The 18,451-nt window shown below is 67.3% G+C and carries 22 protein-coding genes; 10 read left to right on the forward strand and 12 right to left on the reverse strand.

Annotation, left to right across the window (positions count from 1 at the left end; translation table 11 throughout):
- The first annotated feature begins 53 nt into the window (after window positions 1-53).
- From ACYQR9_RS08015 to ACYQR9_RS08030, 4 genes are read left to right on the forward strand one after another with little or no spacing between them, the layout of a single operon-like run.
- Entirely contained in the window at window positions 54-377 is a 324-nt protein-coding gene (locus ACYQR9_RS08015) for an XdhC family protein (protein ID WP_056432390.1), read from the forward strand.
- A gap of 9 nt (window positions 378-386) precedes the next feature.
- Entirely contained in the window at window positions 387-1,103 is a 717-nt protein-coding gene (locus ACYQR9_RS08020) for an XdhC family protein (protein ID WP_461229271.1), read from the forward strand.
- Window positions 1,100-2,140, forward strand: a complete 1,041-nt coding sequence (locus tag ACYQR9_RS08025; protein WP_461229272.1) for a molybdopterin-binding protein — start codon at window positions 1,100-1,102, stop codon at window positions 2,138-2,140. Before ACYQR9_RS08020 ends, ACYQR9_RS08025 begins: the two co-directional genes overlap by 4 nt.
- Window positions 2,133-2,726: a nucleotidyltransferase family protein gene (locus tag ACYQR9_RS08030; protein ID WP_461229273.1), complete on the forward strand. Its 594-nt coding sequence runs from the start codon at window positions 2,133-2,135 to the stop codon at window positions 2,724-2,726. Before ACYQR9_RS08025 ends, ACYQR9_RS08030 begins: the two co-directional genes overlap by 8 nt.
- On the opposite strand, the gene ACYQR9_RS08035 is transcribed toward ACYQR9_RS08030, so the two are convergent.
- Entirely contained in the window at window positions 2,727-2,888 is a 162-nt protein-coding gene (locus ACYQR9_RS08035) for a DUF2256 domain-containing protein (RefSeq protein ID WP_419951096.1), read from the reverse strand.
- A gap of 12 nt (window positions 2,889-2,900) precedes the next feature.
- Window positions 2,901-3,767 carry a formyltransferase family protein gene (locus ACYQR9_RS08040; protein ID WP_461229274.1) on the reverse strand — a complete coding sequence of 289 codons (867 nt, stop codon included), beginning with the start codon at window positions 3,765-3,767 and terminating at the stop codon, window positions 2,901-2,903.
- Between the two features lie 114 nt (window positions 3,768-3,881).
- Here ACYQR9_RS08040 and ACYQR9_RS08045 point away from each other — a divergent pair, with 114 nt between their 5' ends.
- The gene (locus ACYQR9_RS08045; protein WP_311274238.1) at window positions 3,882-4,616 is read left to right on the forward strand and encodes an SDR family NAD(P)-dependent oxidoreductase; all 735 of its coding nucleotides are present in this window, start codon (window positions 3,882-3,884) and stop codon (window positions 4,614-4,616) included.
- Window positions 4,613-6,163: a cryptochrome/photolyase family protein gene (locus tag ACYQR9_RS08050; protein ID WP_461229275.1), complete on the forward strand. Its 1,551-nt coding sequence runs from the start codon at window positions 4,613-4,615 to the stop codon at window positions 6,161-6,163. The genes ACYQR9_RS08045 and ACYQR9_RS08050 overlap by 4 nt, the downstream gene beginning before the upstream one ends.
- A gap of 3 nt (window positions 6,164-6,166) precedes the next feature.
- Here ACYQR9_RS08050 and bcsS read toward each other — a convergent pair whose 3' ends face one another.
- The gene (gene bcsS / locus ACYQR9_RS08055) at window positions 6,167-6,862 is read right to left on the reverse strand and encodes a cellulose biosynthesis protein BcsS (protein ID WP_461229276.1); all 696 of its coding nucleotides are present in this window, start codon (window positions 6,860-6,862) and stop codon (window positions 6,167-6,169) included.
- 394 nt (window positions 6,863-7,256) lie between these two features.
- On the opposite strand from bcsS, the gene ACYQR9_RS08060 reads away from it, so the two are divergent.
- Window positions 7,257-7,859: an exopolysaccharide biosynthesis protein gene (locus tag ACYQR9_RS08060; RefSeq protein WP_280136572.1), complete on the forward strand. Its 603-nt coding sequence runs from the start codon at window positions 7,257-7,259 to the stop codon at window positions 7,857-7,859.
- Between the two features lie 120 nt (window positions 7,860-7,979).
- Here the strand turns inward: ACYQR9_RS08060 and ACYQR9_RS08065 are convergent, their stop codons facing one another.
- The 3 genes from ACYQR9_RS08065 to ACYQR9_RS08075 are packed head-to-tail and all read right to left on the reverse strand — an operon-like array spanning window position 7,980 to window position 9,840.
- Window positions 7,980-8,804 (reverse strand): metal ABC transporter permease, encoded by an 825-nt coding sequence (locus ACYQR9_RS08065; RefSeq protein WP_461229756.1) that lies wholly within the window; start codon window positions 8,802-8,804, stop codon window positions 7,980-7,982.
- A 38-nt stretch (window positions 8,805-8,842) separates the two neighbouring features.
- Window positions 8,843-9,706 (reverse strand): metal ABC transporter ATP-binding protein, encoded by an 864-nt coding sequence (locus tag ACYQR9_RS08070; protein WP_461229277.1) that lies wholly within the window; start codon window positions 9,704-9,706, stop codon window positions 8,843-8,845.
- Window positions 9,707-9,708: 2 nt separating this feature from the next.
- Entirely contained in the window at window positions 9,709-9,840 is a 132-nt protein-coding gene (locus ACYQR9_RS08075) for a hypothetical protein (RefSeq protein WP_280136573.1), read from the reverse strand.
- 134 nt (window positions 9,841-9,974) lie between these two features.
- On the opposite strand from ACYQR9_RS08075, the gene ACYQR9_RS08080 reads away from it, so the two are divergent.
- Complete coding sequence (locus ACYQR9_RS08080) at window positions 9,975-10,469, forward strand: Fur family transcriptional regulator (protein ID WP_461229278.1); 495 nt, start codon at window positions 9,975-9,977, stop codon at window positions 10,467-10,469.
- A gap of 18 nt (window positions 10,470-10,487) precedes the next feature.
- Here the strand turns inward: ACYQR9_RS08080 and ACYQR9_RS08085 are convergent, their stop codons facing one another.
- Both ACYQR9_RS08085 and ACYQR9_RS08090 read right to left on the reverse strand, forming a co-directional pair.
- Window positions 10,488-11,993 (reverse strand): exopolysaccharide biosynthesis polyprenyl glycosylphosphotransferase, encoded by a 1,506-nt coding sequence (locus ACYQR9_RS08085; RefSeq protein WP_246747704.1) that lies wholly within the window; start codon window positions 11,991-11,993, stop codon window positions 10,488-10,490.
- Between the two features lie 500 nt (window positions 11,994-12,493).
- Window positions 12,494-12,853 carry an antibiotic biosynthesis monooxygenase family protein gene (locus tag ACYQR9_RS08090; protein ID WP_461229279.1) on the reverse strand — a complete coding sequence of 120 codons (360 nt, stop codon included), beginning with the start codon at window positions 12,851-12,853 and terminating at the stop codon, window positions 12,494-12,496.
- Between the two features lie 460 nt (window positions 12,854-13,313).
- Here ACYQR9_RS08090 and ACYQR9_RS08095 point away from each other — a divergent pair, with 460 nt between their 5' ends.
- Entirely contained in the window at window positions 13,314-13,712 is a 399-nt protein-coding gene (locus ACYQR9_RS08095; protein ID WP_056431861.1) for a helix-turn-helix domain-containing protein, read from the forward strand.
- Window positions 13,713-13,723: 11 nt separating this feature from the next.
- Here the strand turns inward: ACYQR9_RS08095 and ACYQR9_RS08100 are convergent, their stop codons facing one another.
- The 4 genes from ACYQR9_RS08100 to cbiE form a co-directional block, all read right to left on the reverse strand.
- Complete coding sequence (locus ACYQR9_RS08100; protein WP_461229280.1) at window positions 13,724-15,052, reverse strand: cobyrinate a,c-diamide synthase; 1,329 nt, start codon at window positions 15,050-15,052, stop codon at window positions 13,724-13,726.
- On the reverse strand, window positions 15,049-15,831 hold the full coding sequence (cobM, locus tag ACYQR9_RS08105) for a precorrin-4 C(11)-methyltransferase (RefSeq protein ID WP_207410150.1): 783 nt from the start codon (window positions 15,829-15,831) through the stop codon (window positions 15,049-15,051). The genes ACYQR9_RS08100 and cobM overlap by 4 nt, the downstream gene beginning before the upstream one ends.
- Complete coding sequence (locus ACYQR9_RS08110) at window positions 15,828-16,271, reverse strand: cobalamin biosynthesis protein (RefSeq protein ID WP_461229281.1); 444 nt, start codon at window positions 16,269-16,271, stop codon at window positions 15,828-15,830. Before ACYQR9_RS08110 ends, cobM begins: the two co-directional genes overlap by 4 nt.
- A 63-nt stretch (window positions 16,272-16,334) precedes the next feature.
- Window positions 16,335-17,564 (reverse strand): precorrin-6y C5,15-methyltransferase (decarboxylating) subunit CbiE, encoded by a 1,230-nt coding sequence (cbiE, locus tag ACYQR9_RS08115; RefSeq protein ID WP_461229282.1) that lies wholly within the window; start codon window positions 17,562-17,564, stop codon window positions 16,335-16,337.
- Between the two features lie 44 nt (window positions 17,565-17,608).
- Between cbiE and ACYQR9_RS08120 the strand changes: the two genes are divergently transcribed.
- On the forward strand, window positions 17,609-18,346 hold the full coding sequence (locus ACYQR9_RS08120; RefSeq protein WP_461229283.1) for a cobalt-precorrin-6A reductase: 738 nt from the start codon (window positions 17,609-17,611) through the stop codon (window positions 18,344-18,346).
- The last annotated feature ends 105 nt before the right edge of the window (window positions 18,347-18,451 follow it).

Raw genomic sequence — 18,451 nt, forward strand, 5'->3', positions numbered from 1 at the left:
GGCGTTGCGTGAGTGCCGTCATGCTCGAAGACGCGCAGCGCGCGGAGTGTCCCATGCTCTCCACCGAAACCGATATCCTCAACGCGGCCGAGTCGTGGCGCCGTAGCGGGCGCGGCGTGGCGCTTGCCACCGTCGTCGAGACCTGGGGCTCCGCGCCTCGCCCGGTCGGCAGCCACCTCGTCGTCGACGAGGGCGGAAACTTCCTCGGCTCGGTCTCTGGCGGCTGCGTCGAGGGGGCCGTCATCACCGAGGCACTGGATGCCATCTCCGATGGACGGCCGCGGGTGATCGAGTTCGGCGTTGCCGACGAGACCGCTTGGCGGGTGGGATTGTCCTGCGGCGGGCGCATCCGCGTCTTCGTCGAACGCATCGACTGAAGCAGCGCCATGCAACTCGATTCTCTCCGTGCCCTCAATGTCGAGCGCGCCGCGCGCCGCGCCGCGCTGCTCGTCACCGACCTCGATGACGGCAGCCAGCGTGTGGTCCGCGAGGCCGAGATCCCGGCCGATCCCCTCGCCGACATCCTGGCGCGGCGCCTCGCCTCGGGAAAGAGCGGCCTCGTCGAGGTGGAGGGGCGGCAGCTCTTCCTCACCGTCCAGGCTCCCAAGGTCCGGCTCGTCCTCATCGGGGCAGTGCATATCAGTCAGGCTTTGTGCCCGATGGCGGCGGCGATCGACCTTTCGGTAAGCGTCATCGACCCGCGAACGGCCTTCGCCACGCCCGAGCGTTTTCCTGAGGTTTCCCTCGTGCCGCTCTGGCCGGACGAAGCCCTCGCAGGCCCCGTGCCGCCCCTCGACCGCTATTGTGCCGTCGCCGCCCTGACCCACGATCCGAAGATCGACGATCCCGCGCTGATCGCGGCCCTGAAGGCCGAGTGCTTCTATGTGGGCGCCCTCGGCTCGCGAAAGACCCATTCCGCGCGGGTCGAACGCTTGTCGCAGGCGGGGTTCTCGTCGGAACAGATCGGGCGGATCGAGGCGCCGATCGGCCTCGATATCGGTGCCGTGAGCCCGGCCGAGATCGCCGTCTCCATCCTGGCGCAGGTCGTCTCCACCCTGCGCGGCGCCGATCCGCGCGCTACCAAACCCGGAGTTCCCGCTTGAAGTTCGGTTCGGTCGCGATCTCGCAAGCCGCGGGGCTCATCGCGGCCCATACTCTGCGGGCCGACGATGTGATCGTCCGCAAGGGGCGGCCGATCGGGAGTGAGGATGCGCGCCGTCTCGGTGAGGCCGGCCTCGACAGTGTGGTGGCGGTGACCCTGGAGGCGGGCGATGTCGGCGAGGACGAGGCCGCCGCCCGCCTCGCCGGCCGGGTCGCGGGGGCTGGCCTTTCGGCAAGTCCCGCTTTCACGGGACGCTGCAATCTCCACGCGGAGGTGCCGGGCCTTCTGATGATCGACCGCGCCGTCATCGACGCCGTGAACGGGGTGGACGAGGCGATCACGCTGGCGACCCTGCCGCCTTTCCGGCCTGTCATCCCCGGCGAGATGGTGGCGACCGTCAAGATCATCCCCTACGCCGTCTCGGCTTCCGCCCTTGAGCGCGCGTGTGGGATCGCGACGCCCGAGGCACTGACGGTCATCCCCTATCCCCGTCGCCGGGTCGGCGTCGTCTCGACCCTGTTGCCGGGGCTGAAGGAGACCACCATCGCCAAGACCCTGCGCAACCTCGAGCGCCGGCTGGCGCCGACCGGGGCCGGGATCGTCGCGGATATCCGGGTGTCGCACGAGGCTGGCGCCATGGCCGCCGCCCTTCGCCAGACCATCGCCCGCGACGAGGCTGATCTCGTCGTGGTGTTCGGCGCTTCGGCCATCGCCGACCGGCGCGACGTCATCCCCGCCGGTATCGAGGCGGCGGGCGGTGAGGTGGAGCATTTCGGCATGCCCGTCGATCCCGGCAACCTGCTTCTGGTCGGCCGTATCGGCGACGTCCCGGTCATCGGTGCGCCGGGATGCGCGCGCTCGCCCGCCGAGAACGGGTTCGACTGGATTCTCCACCGCCTTCTCGCCGGCCTCGTCGTCAGCCGGGCCGATATCGTCGGGCTCGGTGTCGGAGGCCTGCTCATGGAGATCGTGTCCCGTCCGCAGCCTAGATCAGGCGAGGAAAGCGCGCTGGACGAGGGCATGGCGGACGATGCCTGATCGGATCGGCATCGTCGTCCTCGCCGCCGGGCGGGGGACGCGTTTCGGCGGAGCGTCGAAGATGCTCGGCACCCTCGACGGCAAGCCACTCGTGCGCCACGCGGCCGAGTCAGCGGTCGCGGCGAAACTCGGGCCCGTGGCGGTCGTAATTGGCGCGCATGGCGCAGCAATCCGGCAGGCGCTCGCCGGCCTCGACCTGCGGTTCATCGACAACCCGGCCTATGCGGACGGGATGTCGACCTCCCTGCGGTGCGGGCTCGACGCCCTGCCGGAGCCCGCCGGACTCATCGTGATGCTGGGGGACATGCCGCGTGTCCGGCCGTCCCACCTCGCCACCCTGGCCGCCGCCTTCCTGGCTGCCGATCCGGTGCCCGCCGCCATTGTCCCGGTCCATCGCGGCGTGCGCGGAAACCCGGTTCTGTTGAATCGCGCGCTCCTCGCGCCAGACTTGGCCTCGCTCACCGGTGATCAGGGTGCCGGACGTCTCCTCGCGGCGCGGACAGACGTCGTCGAATGGGAGATGGATGCCGCCGTCACCTTCGACATCGATACGCAGGCCGCCCTGTTCGCTGCCGGCGGTGCTTGATCAGGAGGCCTTGCCCGACCGCTTCGCCTCGTTCCGGCACCGGTCGGAACAGTAGCGGACCTCGTCCCAGACACGTTCCCATTTCTTGCGCCAGGCGAAGGGCTTGCCGCAGGCGGCGCAGACCTTGGTGGGCAGATCCGCCTTCTTGCGCATGCGCGGCATAGGAATTTTGTCCTATCGCCCGAGTTGCCCGACATCCGCGACGGCGACCGGGCTCCAGCGGGTGATCTGGATGAAGCCGTCGCGCGCGGCGATCACCACGTGGCGGCGGTAACGGTGGACGATCGTTCCCGGCGCATGGCGGTGCGGCTCGCGCCAGCCCTCCGCCGCCGCCACGAAGATGGAGTTGTCGCCCAGCCGCGCAATGGTCTCGATGGTGCCGAAGGCCCGCATCCGCCGCAGGATCGCCTCGACGTCGGTACGGAAATCGAGGGTCCTGTCCGCATCGGTGGCACGGGCCCAGTAGGAGCCTTCGCCCTGGGGCTGGGCCGCCTGCCAGCGCGCCGGCAGGTCACGCGCGATCGGTCCCGAGGCGAGCCGCCGGGCGGCGATCTGGCATCGGGCCAACAGGGTCTCATGGGTCTCCTGCGGCGCCATCGCGAAGGTCTCCTGCGCGAGGATGTCGCCGGTATCGAACCCCTCCTCGGCCAGCACATGCGCCGTCACGCCCCAGCTGTCGCGTGCATCGGTGATCGCCTTGAACAGGGGATAGGGGCCGCGCCCCACCGGCAGGGGCGAGGGATGGAAGTTCAGGGCGTAGGCGGCCCGGTTGCGCCAGCCCTTGATAAGCCAGGGGTAACCGGCCACCACCAAGGCCCAGTCCGTCCCGTGGGTCTGCGTCAGGGTATCGAGATCCGCGAGCTTGATCCGGGAAAGCTGCATCGGGATGCGATGTCGGCGGCTCTGGGCCACGACCGCCTCGTTGTGATCGTAGAGCCCGTCGCAGGGCCGGGTGAACAGCTTGATCGGAGTCCATCCGGCTTCCACCAGCGCTTCGAAAACGCCTCCGAGGAAATCGATGCCGGCGAAGGCAAACTTCATGAACATCCCCGGGGCGTGGTTGCGAGACGTGCGACTCTACGGATGGGGCCTCACAGGCTCCACGGCAGCATGATCCGCCTTACCTAACCGATCCGGCAGGGAATGGGAGCGGTCATGAACCGGGTTGTGATCTACGGCGGAACCGGCGGCATCGGCATGGCCACGGCGCAGGCCCTGCGTAAGCGCGGTATCCCGCTCCATCTCGCAGCACGGGATCCCCAGCGCCTCGAAGACGCCGCCGCCCGCCTGGGGGACACGACCTTCACGGCCGGCGACGTCACTGACCCCGCCCATTTCACCACGGTGACGCAGGAAGCGGGCGGTTCGCTCGCAGGCCTCGTCTACGCGGTCGGGACGATCAACCTGAAGCCGCTGGCGAAGCTGACCGCCGACGACGCGGTGACGGATTTCAAGCTCAACGCCCTCGGCGCACTTCTCGCTCTCCAGGCCGCGGCGCCGGCGCTGAAAGCTGGTGCAGGCGAGGCAGGGGCGGGCGTCGTCCTGTTCTCCACCGTGGCGGTGGCACAGGGCTTTCCGGCCCATGCCTCGGTCGCCATGGCGAAGGGGGCAGTCGAGGGTCTCGCCCTGTCCCTCGCCGCCGAACTCAGCCCTCAGATCCGGATCAACGTCGTCGCCCCCTCGCTGACGCGCACGCCACTCGCCGCCGCGATCACCGGCAACGAGACGCTGGCCGCCGGGATCGCATCCATGCACGCCCTCCAGCGCCTGGGCACGCCGGACGATATCGGTGCGCTCGCCGCCTTCCTCGTCTCGGCGGAAGCCGGGTGGATCACCGGTCAGATCATCGGCGCGGATGGCGGCCGCTCGGCCCTGCGTACGAAGGGGTGACCCGCCAACGCACGCTCCGCTTCGTCCTCGGCGATCAGCTTCACCGCCGCGTTTCCTCGCTCACCGATCTCGACCCGCACTCCGACATCGTTCTCATGGTCGAGGTGTGGGAGGAGGCGACCTATGTCCACCACCACAAGCAGAAGATCGCTTTCCTGTTCTCGGCGATGCGCCATTTCGCGGCCGATCTGGAGGCCGAGGGCATCACCGTCGACTATGTGCGCCTTGATGCGCCGGACAATACCGGCTCGTTCACCGGAGAACTCCAGCGAGCGGTCGCGCGGCACGAACCCGACAGGATCGTCGTCACCGAGCCCGGCGAGTGGCGCGTCTGGGAGATGATGCAGGGATGGCGTGATGACCTGCCGATGCCCGTCGAGCTTCGCGAGGACAACCGTTTCCTCTGCCCGCGCTCGGATTTCGCGCGCTGGGCCGAGGGACGGCACGCCCTGCGGATGGAGACGTTCTATCGCGGCATGAGAAAGCGCACCGGCCTCCTGATGAAGGACGGTGAGCCGATCGGCGGCCAGTGGAACTTCGACCACGACAATCGGAAGAAATTGCCACGCGGGCACCGCCCCCCGGAACGCCCGGGCTTCGCGCCCGATGCGATCACGTCCGAGGTCATCGCCCTGGTTGCGGACAGGTTCGCCGGGCATTTCGGCGATCTCGATGCCTTCCGCTGGCCCGTCACCCGCGCCGACGCCATCGTCGCTCTGAAGCACTTCCTGGCCGAGTGTCTTCCGCGTTTCGGCGACTACCAGGATGCGATGAAGTCGGGCGCGCCGTTTCTCTACCATGCGCTGATCTCGCCGGCACTGAATGCGGGCCTACTCACGGCGGGGGAGGTCTGCCGGGAAGCGGCCCGCGCCTATGACGAGGGGGCAGCGCCGCTCAACTGCGTCGAGGGCTTCATCCGCCAGATCCTGGGATGGCGCGAATACGTTCGGGGGCTCTACTGGGCCAGGATGCCGGCCTATGCCGAGACCAACACCCTCGGCGCCAAGCGTGATCTGCCCTGGTTCTACTGGTCGGGCGAGACGCGCATGAACTGCCTCGCGCAATGCGTCGCCGATACGCGGGCCCATGCCTACGCCCATCACATCCAGCGGCTGATGGTGACTGGCAATTTCGCCCTGCTGGCCGGGATCGAACCGGCGCAGGTGGAGGAATGGTATCTCGTGGTCTATGCCGATGCCTACGAATGGGTGGAATTGCCCAACGTCCACGGCATGGTCCTGTGGGCGGATGGCGGCGTCATGGGCTCGAAACCGTATGCGGCCTCGGGCGCCTACATCAACCGGATGTCGGATTACTGCCGGGGCTGCACCTACGACGTCGCTGCCAAGTCCGGCGAAAGTGCCTGCCCGTTCAACTACCTCTACTGGAACTTCCTCATCGAGAACGCGGATCGCCTAGCGGGAAACCCGAGGATGGCGATGCCCTACCGTACCCTCGACGGATTGGGCGAGCAGCGACGGGAGGAGATCGCGACTGACGCGGCCCGCTTCCTGGCCGGCCCGGAGATGCGTCCCGCCCCGCCCTGAATCTCACCAGGGCTGCCAGACGGCCAGGGTGATATAGGGGCTTCCCCCGCCATCGGTTTCGGTCTGGTAGCCGAGCGAGGCGCGGAAACTCACGTCGCCGATGCGAAAGTCGGTGGCGTGGACACCGATCCCGAACTTCGAGTAGCCGCTTCCATCCAGATAGAAGGCAGCCTCTGGGCCGAGATAGGTCCCCCATAGGCCATGCCCCCAGGCGAGCCGGCCCCAGGCGCTCTGGCGCGTCGAGCCGAGGATCGCAGTGGCGGTGAGAAGAGTGGTTTGCGTCGGCCGCGCCCAGACCTCCCCGTGCAGCCTGATGCCGTAGCGGTCGGGCAGAACCAGCGTGCCGACGACGTTCCGCTCCACTTCGATGCTTCCCTCCGGACCAGCGAAAGCGGCGACCACGCCCCAATCGCGGAACCATTGGTATCCGGCAAGCACAGCTCCGAGCGCCATAAGGCGGGTCTGATCCGTGGAAATGCCCCGTATCGTCGGGCCGCGTTCGGCCCTCGCCCCTGCGCCGCCGCTCGCGAGGATAGCGAAGCCGTCCCGATCGCGCCCGTCGAACGTGATCTTCGCGCCCGCCGTGATGAAGGAGGATGCTCCGGCATCGAGGCTGCCGAAGATCAGTGCCGAGATCGAGCCCTCTTCCGCTTGAGCCGGGTTCGAGACAAGGCCACAGCAGAGTGCGGCGCAGCACATGAGTATCGGACGAGCCGAATGCAGTGATCGTCTCGTCGATCTGGCCGGTCGTCCCACGTCCCTTCTCGCTCCGTATTACCGGAGGAAAAGTGTACGACATCCTATGAGAAGTTGTACTGGTTCGTGAATATTGGACTTTGGGTCGTGCGCGTAGACCGCCCAAGACGATTCGCGAACAAGCGCCGTTTTGCTTTTGTTCTATTTGATAAAACTTCAGGATGTATTTTGTTGATTTTAGGTTGTGGGGCGTCCGTGTTCGATCTGCCGGTGTGTTCCGTCCGTATTGGCAATGGTGGACCCGCGATGCCGCATGGAGGTCAAAGCTGATTCGGTTGGCGTCGGGCGGGGACTAGGATAGAGCCCGCGGCAGGACCGTCGCCAAAGGCCGAGTTTCTTGTCACCAGCTGCTCGAACGTCCGAAGTTCTCACGGTGCTCGCGGCACAGGAGACGGATCGCTTGACCATCGGCGACATCGTCGCGGTGCTGAAGGACCGTGCCTTCGCCCTGCTCATCGTCATCCTCGGCCTGCCAAATTGCCTGCCGATGCCCCCGCCGATCCCCCTGGTCTGCGGCCTGCTGCTGTTGCTCGTGGCCGTTCAGATCACGGCGGGGATGTCGTCGCCTTGGCTGCCCCGCGCCCTCCTAAGCCGCTCGATCGCCCGGAGCGACGTTGAGCGGGCCGCCAAGCGAGCGGTGCCGCTGCTCCGGCGCCTGGAACGCTGGTCGCGTCCGCGCATGAGCCTGTTCGAGACCGGCCTCGGCATGCGGACGGTAGGGCTGATCCTCCTCACCCTGTCGCTCGCCCTCGTGGTGGCGGCGCCTCTTGTGGGACAGATCCCCCTCGGTCTGGCCATTTGCCTCGTCGGCCTTGGCCTCGTCGAGCGGGATGGCCTGCTGGTCGTCATGGGTCTCGGCGTCGGTGCCGTCGGCGTGCTTCTGAACGCCGGCTTCGTCTACGCTATCGTCTCGGGCCTCATGAGCCTCTTCAGCGTGTAGACTTTGACCAGGTATCCCTGACCCCGACCCATGGTCGGGATCAGGGAGGTCCGGCGGACGGCCGCCGCCGCGCAGTCGCGCGGGCGGACCTCGATGAGTCGGGCTCATCGAGGTCCGGTGCTAGCCTTCGAGGTGGCGCGGCTTGAACAGGCGCCAGACGAGGCCGCCTCTCGGTCCGAACAGGAGCGAGGCGAGGTAGAGGCTTCCCGCCGCCAGGACGATCGCCGGGCCGGTCGGAAGGTCGGCGCGATACGAGGCGGTGAGGCCCGCGAAGCTCGACACCATCGCCACCAGCATCGCCATGGGGATCAGGCCCGACAGGTCGGCGGCCCAGAACCGCGCGGTGATGGCGGGCAGCAGCATCAGCCCCACCGCGAGCAATGTCCCAAGCGCCTGGAAGCCTCCCACGAGGTTCATCACCACGAGGCCGAGGAAGGCGTAATGCACCGGCCCGCCGGCACGGCTGACAGTGCGCAGGAACAGCGGGTCGACACATTCCATGACGAGGGGGCGGTAGAGCGCGGCGAGGGCGAACAGCGTCGCCGTAGCGATCCCGCCCAGAAGCAGCAGCGCCGGGTCGTCGAGGGCCAGAACCGTCCCGAACAGGATGTGCAGGAGATCGATCTGCGAGCCGCGCAGGGAGACGAGCAATACGCCGGCCGCCAGGGAGATCAGGTAGAAGGCGGCGAGACTCGCATCTTCCTTGATCGAGGTCGTCCGGGTGACGATGCCGGCGAGCAGTGCCACGAACAGACCGGCGGCGAGGCCCCCGATGGTCATGGCCGGCAGGGACAGGCCGGCAACGAGGAAGCCCACCGCCGCCCCCGGCAGGATCGCGTGGCTCATGGCGTCGCTCATCAGGCTCATGCGCCGCAGCATGAGGAAAACCCCGACCGGCGGGGCCGACAGAGAGAGGGCGAAGCAGCCGGCCAGCGCCCGGCGCATGAAGCCGAACTCGATGAAGGGACCAAACAGGAGATCGATCACGCGGAGTGTCCGTGGTCGTGACGATGATCGTGCGCGTGACCATGGGGATGATCGTGAGCGTGATCATGCAGGTCCCCGCCTTCGGAAGGGGGTGGTGCGTGGTGATGCCCGTCGCCGCGCCCGCAGATGGCGGCGTCCTCGTCCCAGGCCTCGGACAGGGCCTGCGCGCGCGCGAGATTCTCCCGGGTCAGCACCGTCTCCGTGGCGCCCCAGGCCACCGGCTCGCGGGCCAGTAGCAGCGTCGTTGGAAAATGTGCCTTGACCTGATGCAGGTCGTGCAGGGCCGCGACGATGGTGCGGCCCTCCCCATGCCATCCGCGGATCAGGGCGATCAGATCGGCCGTGGTGCGCCCGTCGATCCCGGTGAACGGCTCGTCGAGGAGGATGATGCGAGCGTCTTGGACGATGAGGCGCGCGAACAGGGCGCGCTGGAACTGGCCGCCCGACAGGGTGCCGATCAGCCGGTCCTCGAAGCCGAGGAGGCCCACGGCAGCGAGGGCACGGACCAGGACCTGACGATCGGGCAGCGCGCTGCGCCAGAAGCCGAGGCGCCGCCAGCGTCCCATCGCCACCAGATCGAGGACGCTCAACGGAAAGCTGCGGTCGATCTCGCCGGCCTGAGGCAGGTAGGCGATGGCATCGGTACCACCGGGCCGGTCGATCCGTCCGTCGAGGCAGCGGATTTCACCGACGATCCCTTTGAGCAGGGTCGATTTTCCCGCGCCGTTGGGACCGACAAGCGCGAGGAGGGCTCCGGCGGGAATAATCCCGTCCAGATGATGCACGGCGGGATGGCGATCGTAGCCGAGCGTCAAACCACGCAAGGCGATGGCGCCGGGCGGAGCGGGGGCGTGTGTCATCGTTATCCCATGGCCCAGACGATCGCCCCCCAGACCAGCCCGGACAGGATCGCGGCGAGGACCAGTCGCGAGGCGGCCCCGGCCTGGAACAGGGAACGACGGGGGGAGGGTTTGATCTGGGGAGGACGCGTCACAGCGGTTCGGGTACCAGGAAAGGGCCAGATTTGTCCGAACGGGGGCGGCGAACTATCTCTGGTGCTGATACACTGTAACATCGCATCAGTTCAACGTGCCGGACCATATCGACCGGCGATCAGGGGAGGATGGCGTGCACGACCATAGTGCCGTCCACGAGCATGCCGCCTGCTGCGGCAATGCCACAGACACGCTCGCACGGGCGGAGCGTCTCTGCGTCGAGCGCGACCTGCAATTCACGCGGCTGCGGCGGGACGTCCTCGAGGCGGTGGCGTCCGAGGCGAAGCCGCTCGGTGCCTATGACATCGCGGAGCGTCTCAGCGGGCAGGGGCGCCGGGTCGCCGCGGTCTCGGTGTACCGTGCCCTCGATTTCCTCACCGAGAACGGCCTCGTCCACCGCATCGCCAGCCGCAACGCTTTCGTCTCCTGCGGCCACCAGCACGGGGACGGTGCCGGGCTCGTCTTCCTGATCTGCCGGACCTGCGGCAGCATCGACGAGACGACCTCGCCGGAAGTGGACGACCAGCTCGACAGGACTTTGGCGAAGGCCGGCTTCAAGCCCTCGAGCCGGATTCTCGAAGTCGAGGGCGAATGCGGTTCCTGCTCCGGTCGTGAGCCGAGCCCATAGCGACCCGATGCATGGGGCTCAGCGGGCGTTGCGATAGGCCCTGCGCGAGACGACCGTCTGGATCATGATCTGGATGTCGAGCCAGACCGACCAATTGTCGATGTAATGCAGGTCGTGGTTCACGCGGCGCTCCATGTCGAGATCGGTCAGGGTCTCGCCGCGCAGACCGTTCACCTGTGCCCAGCCGGTGATGCCGGGCATCACGTTGTGGCGACGGGCATATTGGGCGATCCGCCGCTCGAAGCTGCGATCGTGGGCGAGGGCGTGAGGACGCGGACCCACCAGGGACATCTCCCCCATCAGGACATTGATGAGCTGGGGCAATTCATCGAGGTTCGTCCGGCGAAGGATGGCGCCGATCCGGGTGATCCGTGAATCGTGGCGGGTCGCCTGTCGGAAGACGGCGTTCTGCTCCGTCTTCATACTGCGGAACTTGAACACGCCGAACGCCTGCTGGTTGAAGCCGTAACGGCGCTGGCGGAAGAAGACCGGCCCGGGGCTGTCGAGCTTGATCAGCAGGGCAATGGACGCCAGCAGCGGTGCAAGCAGGAGCAGCGCAATGGCGGCGAGGACCATGTCGAGGCCGCGCTTCAAAGCGATCTCGGTGAAGCTGAGCGGCCGGCGCCCGATATTGATGCCCGACAGCCGCCCGACCCGCGCGAGCTTGAGATCAGGGAAACGGTCCATCACCGAGCCGGGACGTAGGTGGAGGGCGGCCGGCACGCGCAGGAACGCCTCGGTGCAACGCTCGATATCCGCCGCATCCGTCCAGGGAACCAGGATGAAGACGTCGTCGGGCCGCAGGAAGCGCACCACCGACACCGCGAGGTCGAGATCCTCCGCCATCTGGCTCTGGCGCACCGACGCGTCCTCGCGTGGATCGACCCGCCGGAGGTAGCTGGTTCCGACCACGCGCAGGTTCAGGGCTTCCGCGTCGTTATTGGCGTGGAAGCTGGCGATGTCATCTTCGAAGCCAACGAGATGGATGCGATTAATCGACGGCGAGCTCGGGCTCGTGGTCTGCCGGATCAGGCCCACGACGACGAGACGGGATAGGTAGAGGGCCGGCAGACCGGCCAGGAAGAAACCGATGGCCGTGGCGCGCGAGAACTCGGTCGTGGTCTTGGTCGCGAAGCCGACGACGAGAACGATCGCCCAGGCGGCCAGCCAGAGGCTCGCCATGCGGCGGCGATGGGGGCCTTGGGTGAGCTGAGTCTCGATCCTGTACTCGTCGCGAACGAGATTGGTCAGAAGTACGAAGACGGCCACCAGGGCCCCCAGCTGGAAGCTCCCGGTCATTCCCGTGGTGATCTGCTGGTCGAACGCGAACTCGTAGTAGATCGCCTCCACCAGATAGGCGGTGACGATGATCGCCGCGAGGTCGGAGGCGGCTAACGCCATGGACAGGCCGAACCGGAGCGTACCTCCCCACCGTCGCGGAAGGACCGCCGCCCAGGCATCACGCCGGGCGCTCTGAGCCGAGGGCAGGCTCTCGTAGATTTCGGGAAGACGTTGCTGGAACATCTGGGACGCCGTGTACCGAAGGGAGACCAGGATCGTGCCAGAACGGGTCAGTATCCCGTCCGGCCAACCTTATCTCTGCCAGGTCCGCAAAGCTCGGACCCGGTGGCGTCGTGCCGGAACTGCCGCCTCGCCCGGAGGGGGGGTCACTTGAGGAATTGTCGTGCGACCGAGGCTCGCTCGGCCTCGATATTTCCCTCGCGCCGATCCGGCATTTGGGTGGTCTCATCGACATGAACGGCGGCTTCCAAGTAAAAAACTCATCTTGCGAAGCCGGAAGACCGCTTTGTCGACGGCAGGACCAACTCGCGCAGCCCCGAAAGCGGATTGCCGCCGATACAGATGGGCCGGCAGGCGATTGCAGCGCCTGCCGCGCGGTGCAGCTTTACCCTGGCGAAGCGAATGAGGTGTATGCAAGGTCTGGCGGACCTACCCGTCGCGTGGTGGTGCACCATATACTTTGGACCGCGTGAGCCAGAGGATCCAGCGGCGAGGGAGGGCGATCAGGCAGTGGTTTCCGGATGTGTCCGGGACGAGGATTCGCCCTCTGTCTTTGCCAAGGTCTGGATGGGCTCGAAGCCCTCGAATTGGGGATGGCCGAGATAGAGAGGTTTCGTCGAGGGTGCCCGGCTATGCGCCTTTCGAAACTGCTCTGACCGGGTCCAGGCTTCAAAAGCCGATTTGGAGGCCCAAACGGTATGGGATGCATAAAGGACATGGTCTTCATAGGCTGGGCCGCGAAGCAGCTGGAACTCTACGAAGCCTTCCATTTCGCCAAGTTGGCTATCACGTCCGAGCCAGACCTGTTCGAATTCTTCCGTTGCGTCGGGGACGACCTTGAATCGATTCATAGCGATGAACATCGAGGACCTTCTTCGTCAGGCCAGTCCGAGGGTCGACCGGCCGCCTGGGGTGCTATCCTAGGCCTTAAGAGGCGGATTAAAAAATAATATGAAAACGATTAATTTTCATCTAAATAGTACTTTTTGCGTCATTGGCATCATGAGTTAGAAGAGCGGATTCATTTCGTTTGCGTCGGGGCTTCACTGGGCGGCCGTCGTTTGCATGGGCAAATTTGCGGTCACTCTTGCCATCCTTGCCTCATTTGTGGTCAAGCTGTTTTCGCGCATGCTTGATCCTATCGTACCGATGGTGTTCTTTGGATGTTCCAGGACATTGCCGGCCCTCCCGGGGCGGACCGTGAAGATGATAGCCTCACATTCGTGTGACCCTTAACCCTTCCGAATGAGTCGCGTGGCAGATGGCGACTTGGTTGGGGATCGAAACAGCCGGCCAAGACCGTATTGAGCACTGAAACGAGTGATGATGCCCAAGCAAACCACCGACGTCGACCGCCTAGTTGGGTTGCGAATCACCGCCTTGCGTAAGGCCCGCGGCCTGAGCCAGACCGCGCTCGGAACCGCCGTTGGCGTAACGTTCCAACAGGTCCAGAAGTACGAAAAGGGGCAGAACCGGGTCGGTGCCGGGCGTCTCCGCGAGATTTCCCGCCTTCTGGAGGTTCCGGTCTCGGCGTTCTTCGAGGAAGACGATGCGGGCGGAACGCAATCCGAAGTGTTCGGCTTCCTGAGCGCTCATGGGGCGATCGAGCTTCTTCAAGCCTACGCGTCCATTGAGGACGACCAGCTTCGGCGTGATGTTCTGGCACTCGTCCGGACCGCAGCAAAGATGGGAAAACGTTCAGAGCTCCCCGTCGCTGTTTGAACGTTTTTCTATCATCCAATGAGATGGAAGAAACTTCCGGACACGTGACCGCATCGGTGGCCGGCCATCCCTTGCGAAACGCCTTCCGCGTCGGTCACCGCCGCTAAGGCGATGTCTTCGCCCGGTGGAGGTGTGAGCTCGCTGGCATAGTGAAACTCGTGGCCAACGAGGCGTGAACCCGCTCTTCCGAGGGCGCCGTCGCCGACGAGCGTCGCCACGCGGTAGCCCAGATGCAGTCGCCGCACCTTGTAGGAGGTCGCGACCGGAAGCAGATCCGCCATCGCATGCGTGACGCCGGCCGCGTCTTCCAGGCTGCGTCCGAGGACCATGTAGCCGCCGCACTCGCCATGGACGGGATTGCGTTCGGCAAAGCTCCGGAGGCCGTTCAGGAACCGGCCCGCCGCTGCCAGTTTCCCGGCATGAAGCTCAGGATATCCGCCCGGTAGCCAGCAGGCGTCGCAGCCCTCCGGGGGCGCCTCGTTGGAAAGGGGTGAGAAGGCGACCAGTTCGGCGCCGGCGGCGCGCCAGCCCGCCTCCATATGCGGATAGAGAAACGAGAAGGCCTCATCCGACGCGATGGCGATGCGCTGTCCCGGGGGAGGGGGCAGGACGGCGTCCGATACCTCCGGAAGACGACCCGCGGCCGCCGCGAAGATGGCGTCGAGATCGAGGCTCGCCTCCGCCAGATCGGCGAGGCGGTCGAGCCGCGCGGCGAGGTCTCCCGTTTCGCGGGCCTGCACAAGGCCGAGATGACGCTCGGGCAGGGCGAGGCTCGCATCGCGCATCAGCACGCCGAGGACCGGGATGCCGACCCGCGCGAGTCCGGCCTCGACCAGACGCCGATGGCGGGCGCTGGCGACCTTGTTCAGCACGACGCCGGCGATGCGGAGGCGGGGATCGTAGCGGGCGCAGCCGAGCGCCACGGCGGCTGCCGATTGGGCGGCACCCGAGACGTCCACGACGAGGAGTACCGGCCAGCCGTAGCGGGCGGCGATGTCGGCATTGGCGCCGGTCCGGCCCTCGCTGGCGACGATGCCGTCGAACAGGCCCATGGAGCCTTCGGCGATGACGATATCGGCGCCATGGCCCGCCATCGCCGCGACTGAATCGAGCATGGCATCCGGCATGGCGAAGCTGTCGAGATTGACGCTGGGATAGCCCGTGGCGGCCTGGTGAAAGGCCGGGTCGATATAGTCCGGCCCGCATTTGGCGCCGCGCACGGCGAGACCGCGCCGGGCGAGCGCCCGCATCAATGCCAGCGTCACGGTGGTCTTGCCCGAGCTCGACCGTGGGGCGGCAACGAGAAGGCCGGGCGGATGCGATCGGTCCGTCTTCGTCATGACTCGACTCCGGGGGCCGGCTGCCCCGTGGGACGGAATCGCCGGTCGTAATCGGTGGAGTAGAGCGCGCTCTCGCGGAACTCGCTGGCCGCGAGGGCCGGACCGACGAGGATCAGCGCCGTCCGCTCGAGACCGGCGGCGCGAACATCCTCCGCGATGGTCGCGAGGGTACCTGAGATGACGCGTTCGTCCGGCCAGGTGGCCCGGAACACCACGGCGGCGGCGCAATCCGCCCCGTAGAACGGCACGAGCTCGGTCACCACGGTCTCGATCACGTGGATGGAGAGGTGCAGGGCCAGGGTCGCGCCGGTGGCGGCGAAGGCTTGGAGCGTTTCGCGCTCAGGCATGGCGCTGGCGCGGCCGGAGGTCCGGGTGAGGACCACGGATTGGGCTAGGCCCGGCACGGTGAGTTCGCGCCGGAGCAGGGCGGCGGCGGCGGCGAAGGAGGGCACGCCCGGCGTCACCGTGTAGGGAATGCCGATCCGGTCGAGCCTACGGGTCTGTTCGGCCAGCGCGCTCCAGATCGAGAGGTCGCCCGAATGCAGCCGCGCCACATCCTTCCCGGCCTCGTGCGCGGCGGTGATCTCGGCCACGATCGCGTCGAGGTCGAGGGGGGCGGTGTCGACGATGCGGGCGTCGGACGGGCACCAGGACAGGATCTCCGGCGCCACCAACGAACCGGCATAGAGGCAGACGGGGCAGCGCGCGATGAGATCGCGCCCGCGGATCGTGATGAGGTCGGCCGCACCGGGGCCGGCGCCGATGAAATGTACGGTCATTCCGCCTGAGTGGCGAAATACGCGGGAAGCGCAAGGGCGCATGTCACCGCTGGTGACGCGATGCGTGGCAGAATGAGGGTTCCGCCCTCGCCGGCCGCAGCCAGCGCGGCGGCTTCCGCCACCGAACCGACCCCTCGGCTCGCCTCGATCCGGCCCGAGCGGGTCGGTACACGCGCATCGACGGCGATCATCTCGGCGGGTGACCTTCCGACGGGTACGAGGCCGAACACAGCGGCGGCCTCGACGATCGACGGTTCATTCGCGCGGTCTTCAGCGGTGGCGATCGCGCCGAGCCGGTCCGGCTCATGGCCGCTTTCGGCAAGCGCGCGGTGGATCAGGGCGACGATCTCGTCGGGCATGGCCCCGTGCCGGAAGCCGATGCCGGCTACGATGAGACGGGTTGCCCACGTATCTCGAAGGGCCGGATCATCGTCAGACAAGTCGCGGGCCCCTCCTCCCCACAAGGGGGAGGGGAAGCGCGTCAGGCACCGCCCAGCCGCCCGTCACCGCTTCGTCCACACCCATTGCGTCACCGGCATTGCGGCGCGCCAGCCGTGGAGATGGCCGACCGGGTCGGCATGGGCCACCGATAGCCGCTTCAGCTGTCCGCCGAGACGGGCGAAGGCGCCAAGCAGGACCGCCTCGCCCTCGAGGGTGACGACGTTGGCGACCAGCCGGCCCCCGGGCCTGAGGGCGTCGACGGCGTGGTCGAGCACGCCAGGCCGCGTTACGCCGCCGCCGATGAAGATCGCGTCCGGCCGCTCGAGCCCTTCCAGGGCGGCGGGCGCCTCGCCCTCGACCACGCGTAGGTCCGGTACACCGAGGCGGGCGGCGTTGCGGGCGATCCGCGCCGCACGGGCCGGGTTCGCCTCGATGGCCAGCGAGCGCAGGCTGGAACCGCGCAGCATCCACTCGATGGAGATGGAGCCGGCTCCGGCGCCGATGTCCCAGAGGCGATGGCCGGCGCGGGGGCGCAGGGCGGCGAGGGTCACGGCGCGAATATCGGCTTTGGTGAGCTGGCCGTCATTCTCGAACCAGGCATCGTCGAGGCCGGGGCTCAGGCTGACGACGCGTGCATCGGCATCGGCCACGACCTCTACCGCCAGGGTGTTGAGCGCACCTATCCCAGTGAGGGAGAACGCATCGGCCCTTGCTTCGAGGCGGCGCTCACGCGGGCCACCCATGGCCTCGAGAACGACGAGGCGAGAGGCGCCGAAACCACGCTCCGTAAGTAGGGTGGCAACTGTCTCCGGCGTCGTCTCGTCCCAGGTCAGGGTGAGGATGCGGGCGCCGGGCTGGAGATGAGGTACGATCCGCTCCAATGCCCGCCCGTGCAGGGTGATGCAGGTGGTCTCGGCGAGCGGCCAGCCGAGGCGCGCCGCCGCGAGGCTGAATGCCGAGGGGTGGGGGAACACACACATCTCGGCCGCAGGCAGCAGCCGCGCGATCTCTGCGCCGATGCCGAAATGGAACGGGTCGCCGGTAGCGAGAATGCAGGTGGGCCGTCCGCGCCGAGCGAGGAGGCCAGGATAAGCGTCGGAGATCGGGCGCGGCCAGACCCGCGTCTCACCCCTCAGCGGTGCACCGAGGGCGAAATGGCGGGCTCCGCCATAGACCACCTCCGCCCCGTCGAGGGCGGCTGCGGCGGTGGGGCTCAGGCCCGCCCGCCCATCCTCGCCGATCCCGATGATGGTGAGCCAGGGTGGAACGCTCGACAGCGAAGCGTCGCTCATGGAGAAGGCGTCCTTTCGGAACCATGGCGGGCGAATAAACGACGATGCGAGTTCTGATCCTCGGCGGCACCACCGAGGCGAGCGCTCTGGTGAAGGGACTCGATCCGAGGATCGATGCGACCCTGTCGCTCGCCGGCCGTACCAGCGCGCCGAAGCGCGAACCGGTCCCCACCCGCATCGGCGGTTTCGGCGGTTCTGAGGGCCTGGCCGCGTGGATCGCCGAGAACCGGATAGAGGCGGTAATCGACGCCACGCATCCGTTCGCGGCGCGGATCGGCCGCAACGCGGCGCTCGCCTGCGAGCGGACCGGTGTGGCGCTCCTCGCCATCCGCCGCCCGGCCTGGGAGCGCATTCCGGGGGATCGCTGGACCGAGGTCGAGACCATGGCGGAGGCCGCACTCACCCTCGGCGAGACGCCCCGGCGCGTGTTCCTGACGATCGGCCGCCTCGAAGTCGGTGCCTTCGCGACTGCTCCACAGCACGATTACGTCGTCCGCGCCATTGAGCCCATCGGCGATGCCCTGCCGGTGCCGCGTCTCACCGAGATCGCCGCACGCGGTCCCTTCGACGAGGTGGCCGAAGCCGCCTTCCTCGCCGACCGGCGGATCGACATTCTGGTCACTAAGAATTCCGGCGGCCCCGCCACCTACGGCAAGATTGCCGCCGCCCGCGCGCTCGACGTGCCAGTGGTGATCGTACGCCCGCCCGATAAGCCGGATGTCGACAGCGTCCCGGATGCCGAGGGCGCGTTGGCGTGGCTGCGGGAGCGCCTGAACCACTGAAGCCCAACCCTGACCCTCATCCTGAGGTGCCCGCGAAGCGGGCCTCGAAGGAGGCCTCCAGTTCTCGCAGTGCTGACTGGAGGGCTCCTTCGAGGCCTTCGCTTC

Source organism: Methylobacterium sp. CM6241 (assembly GCF_054817845.1).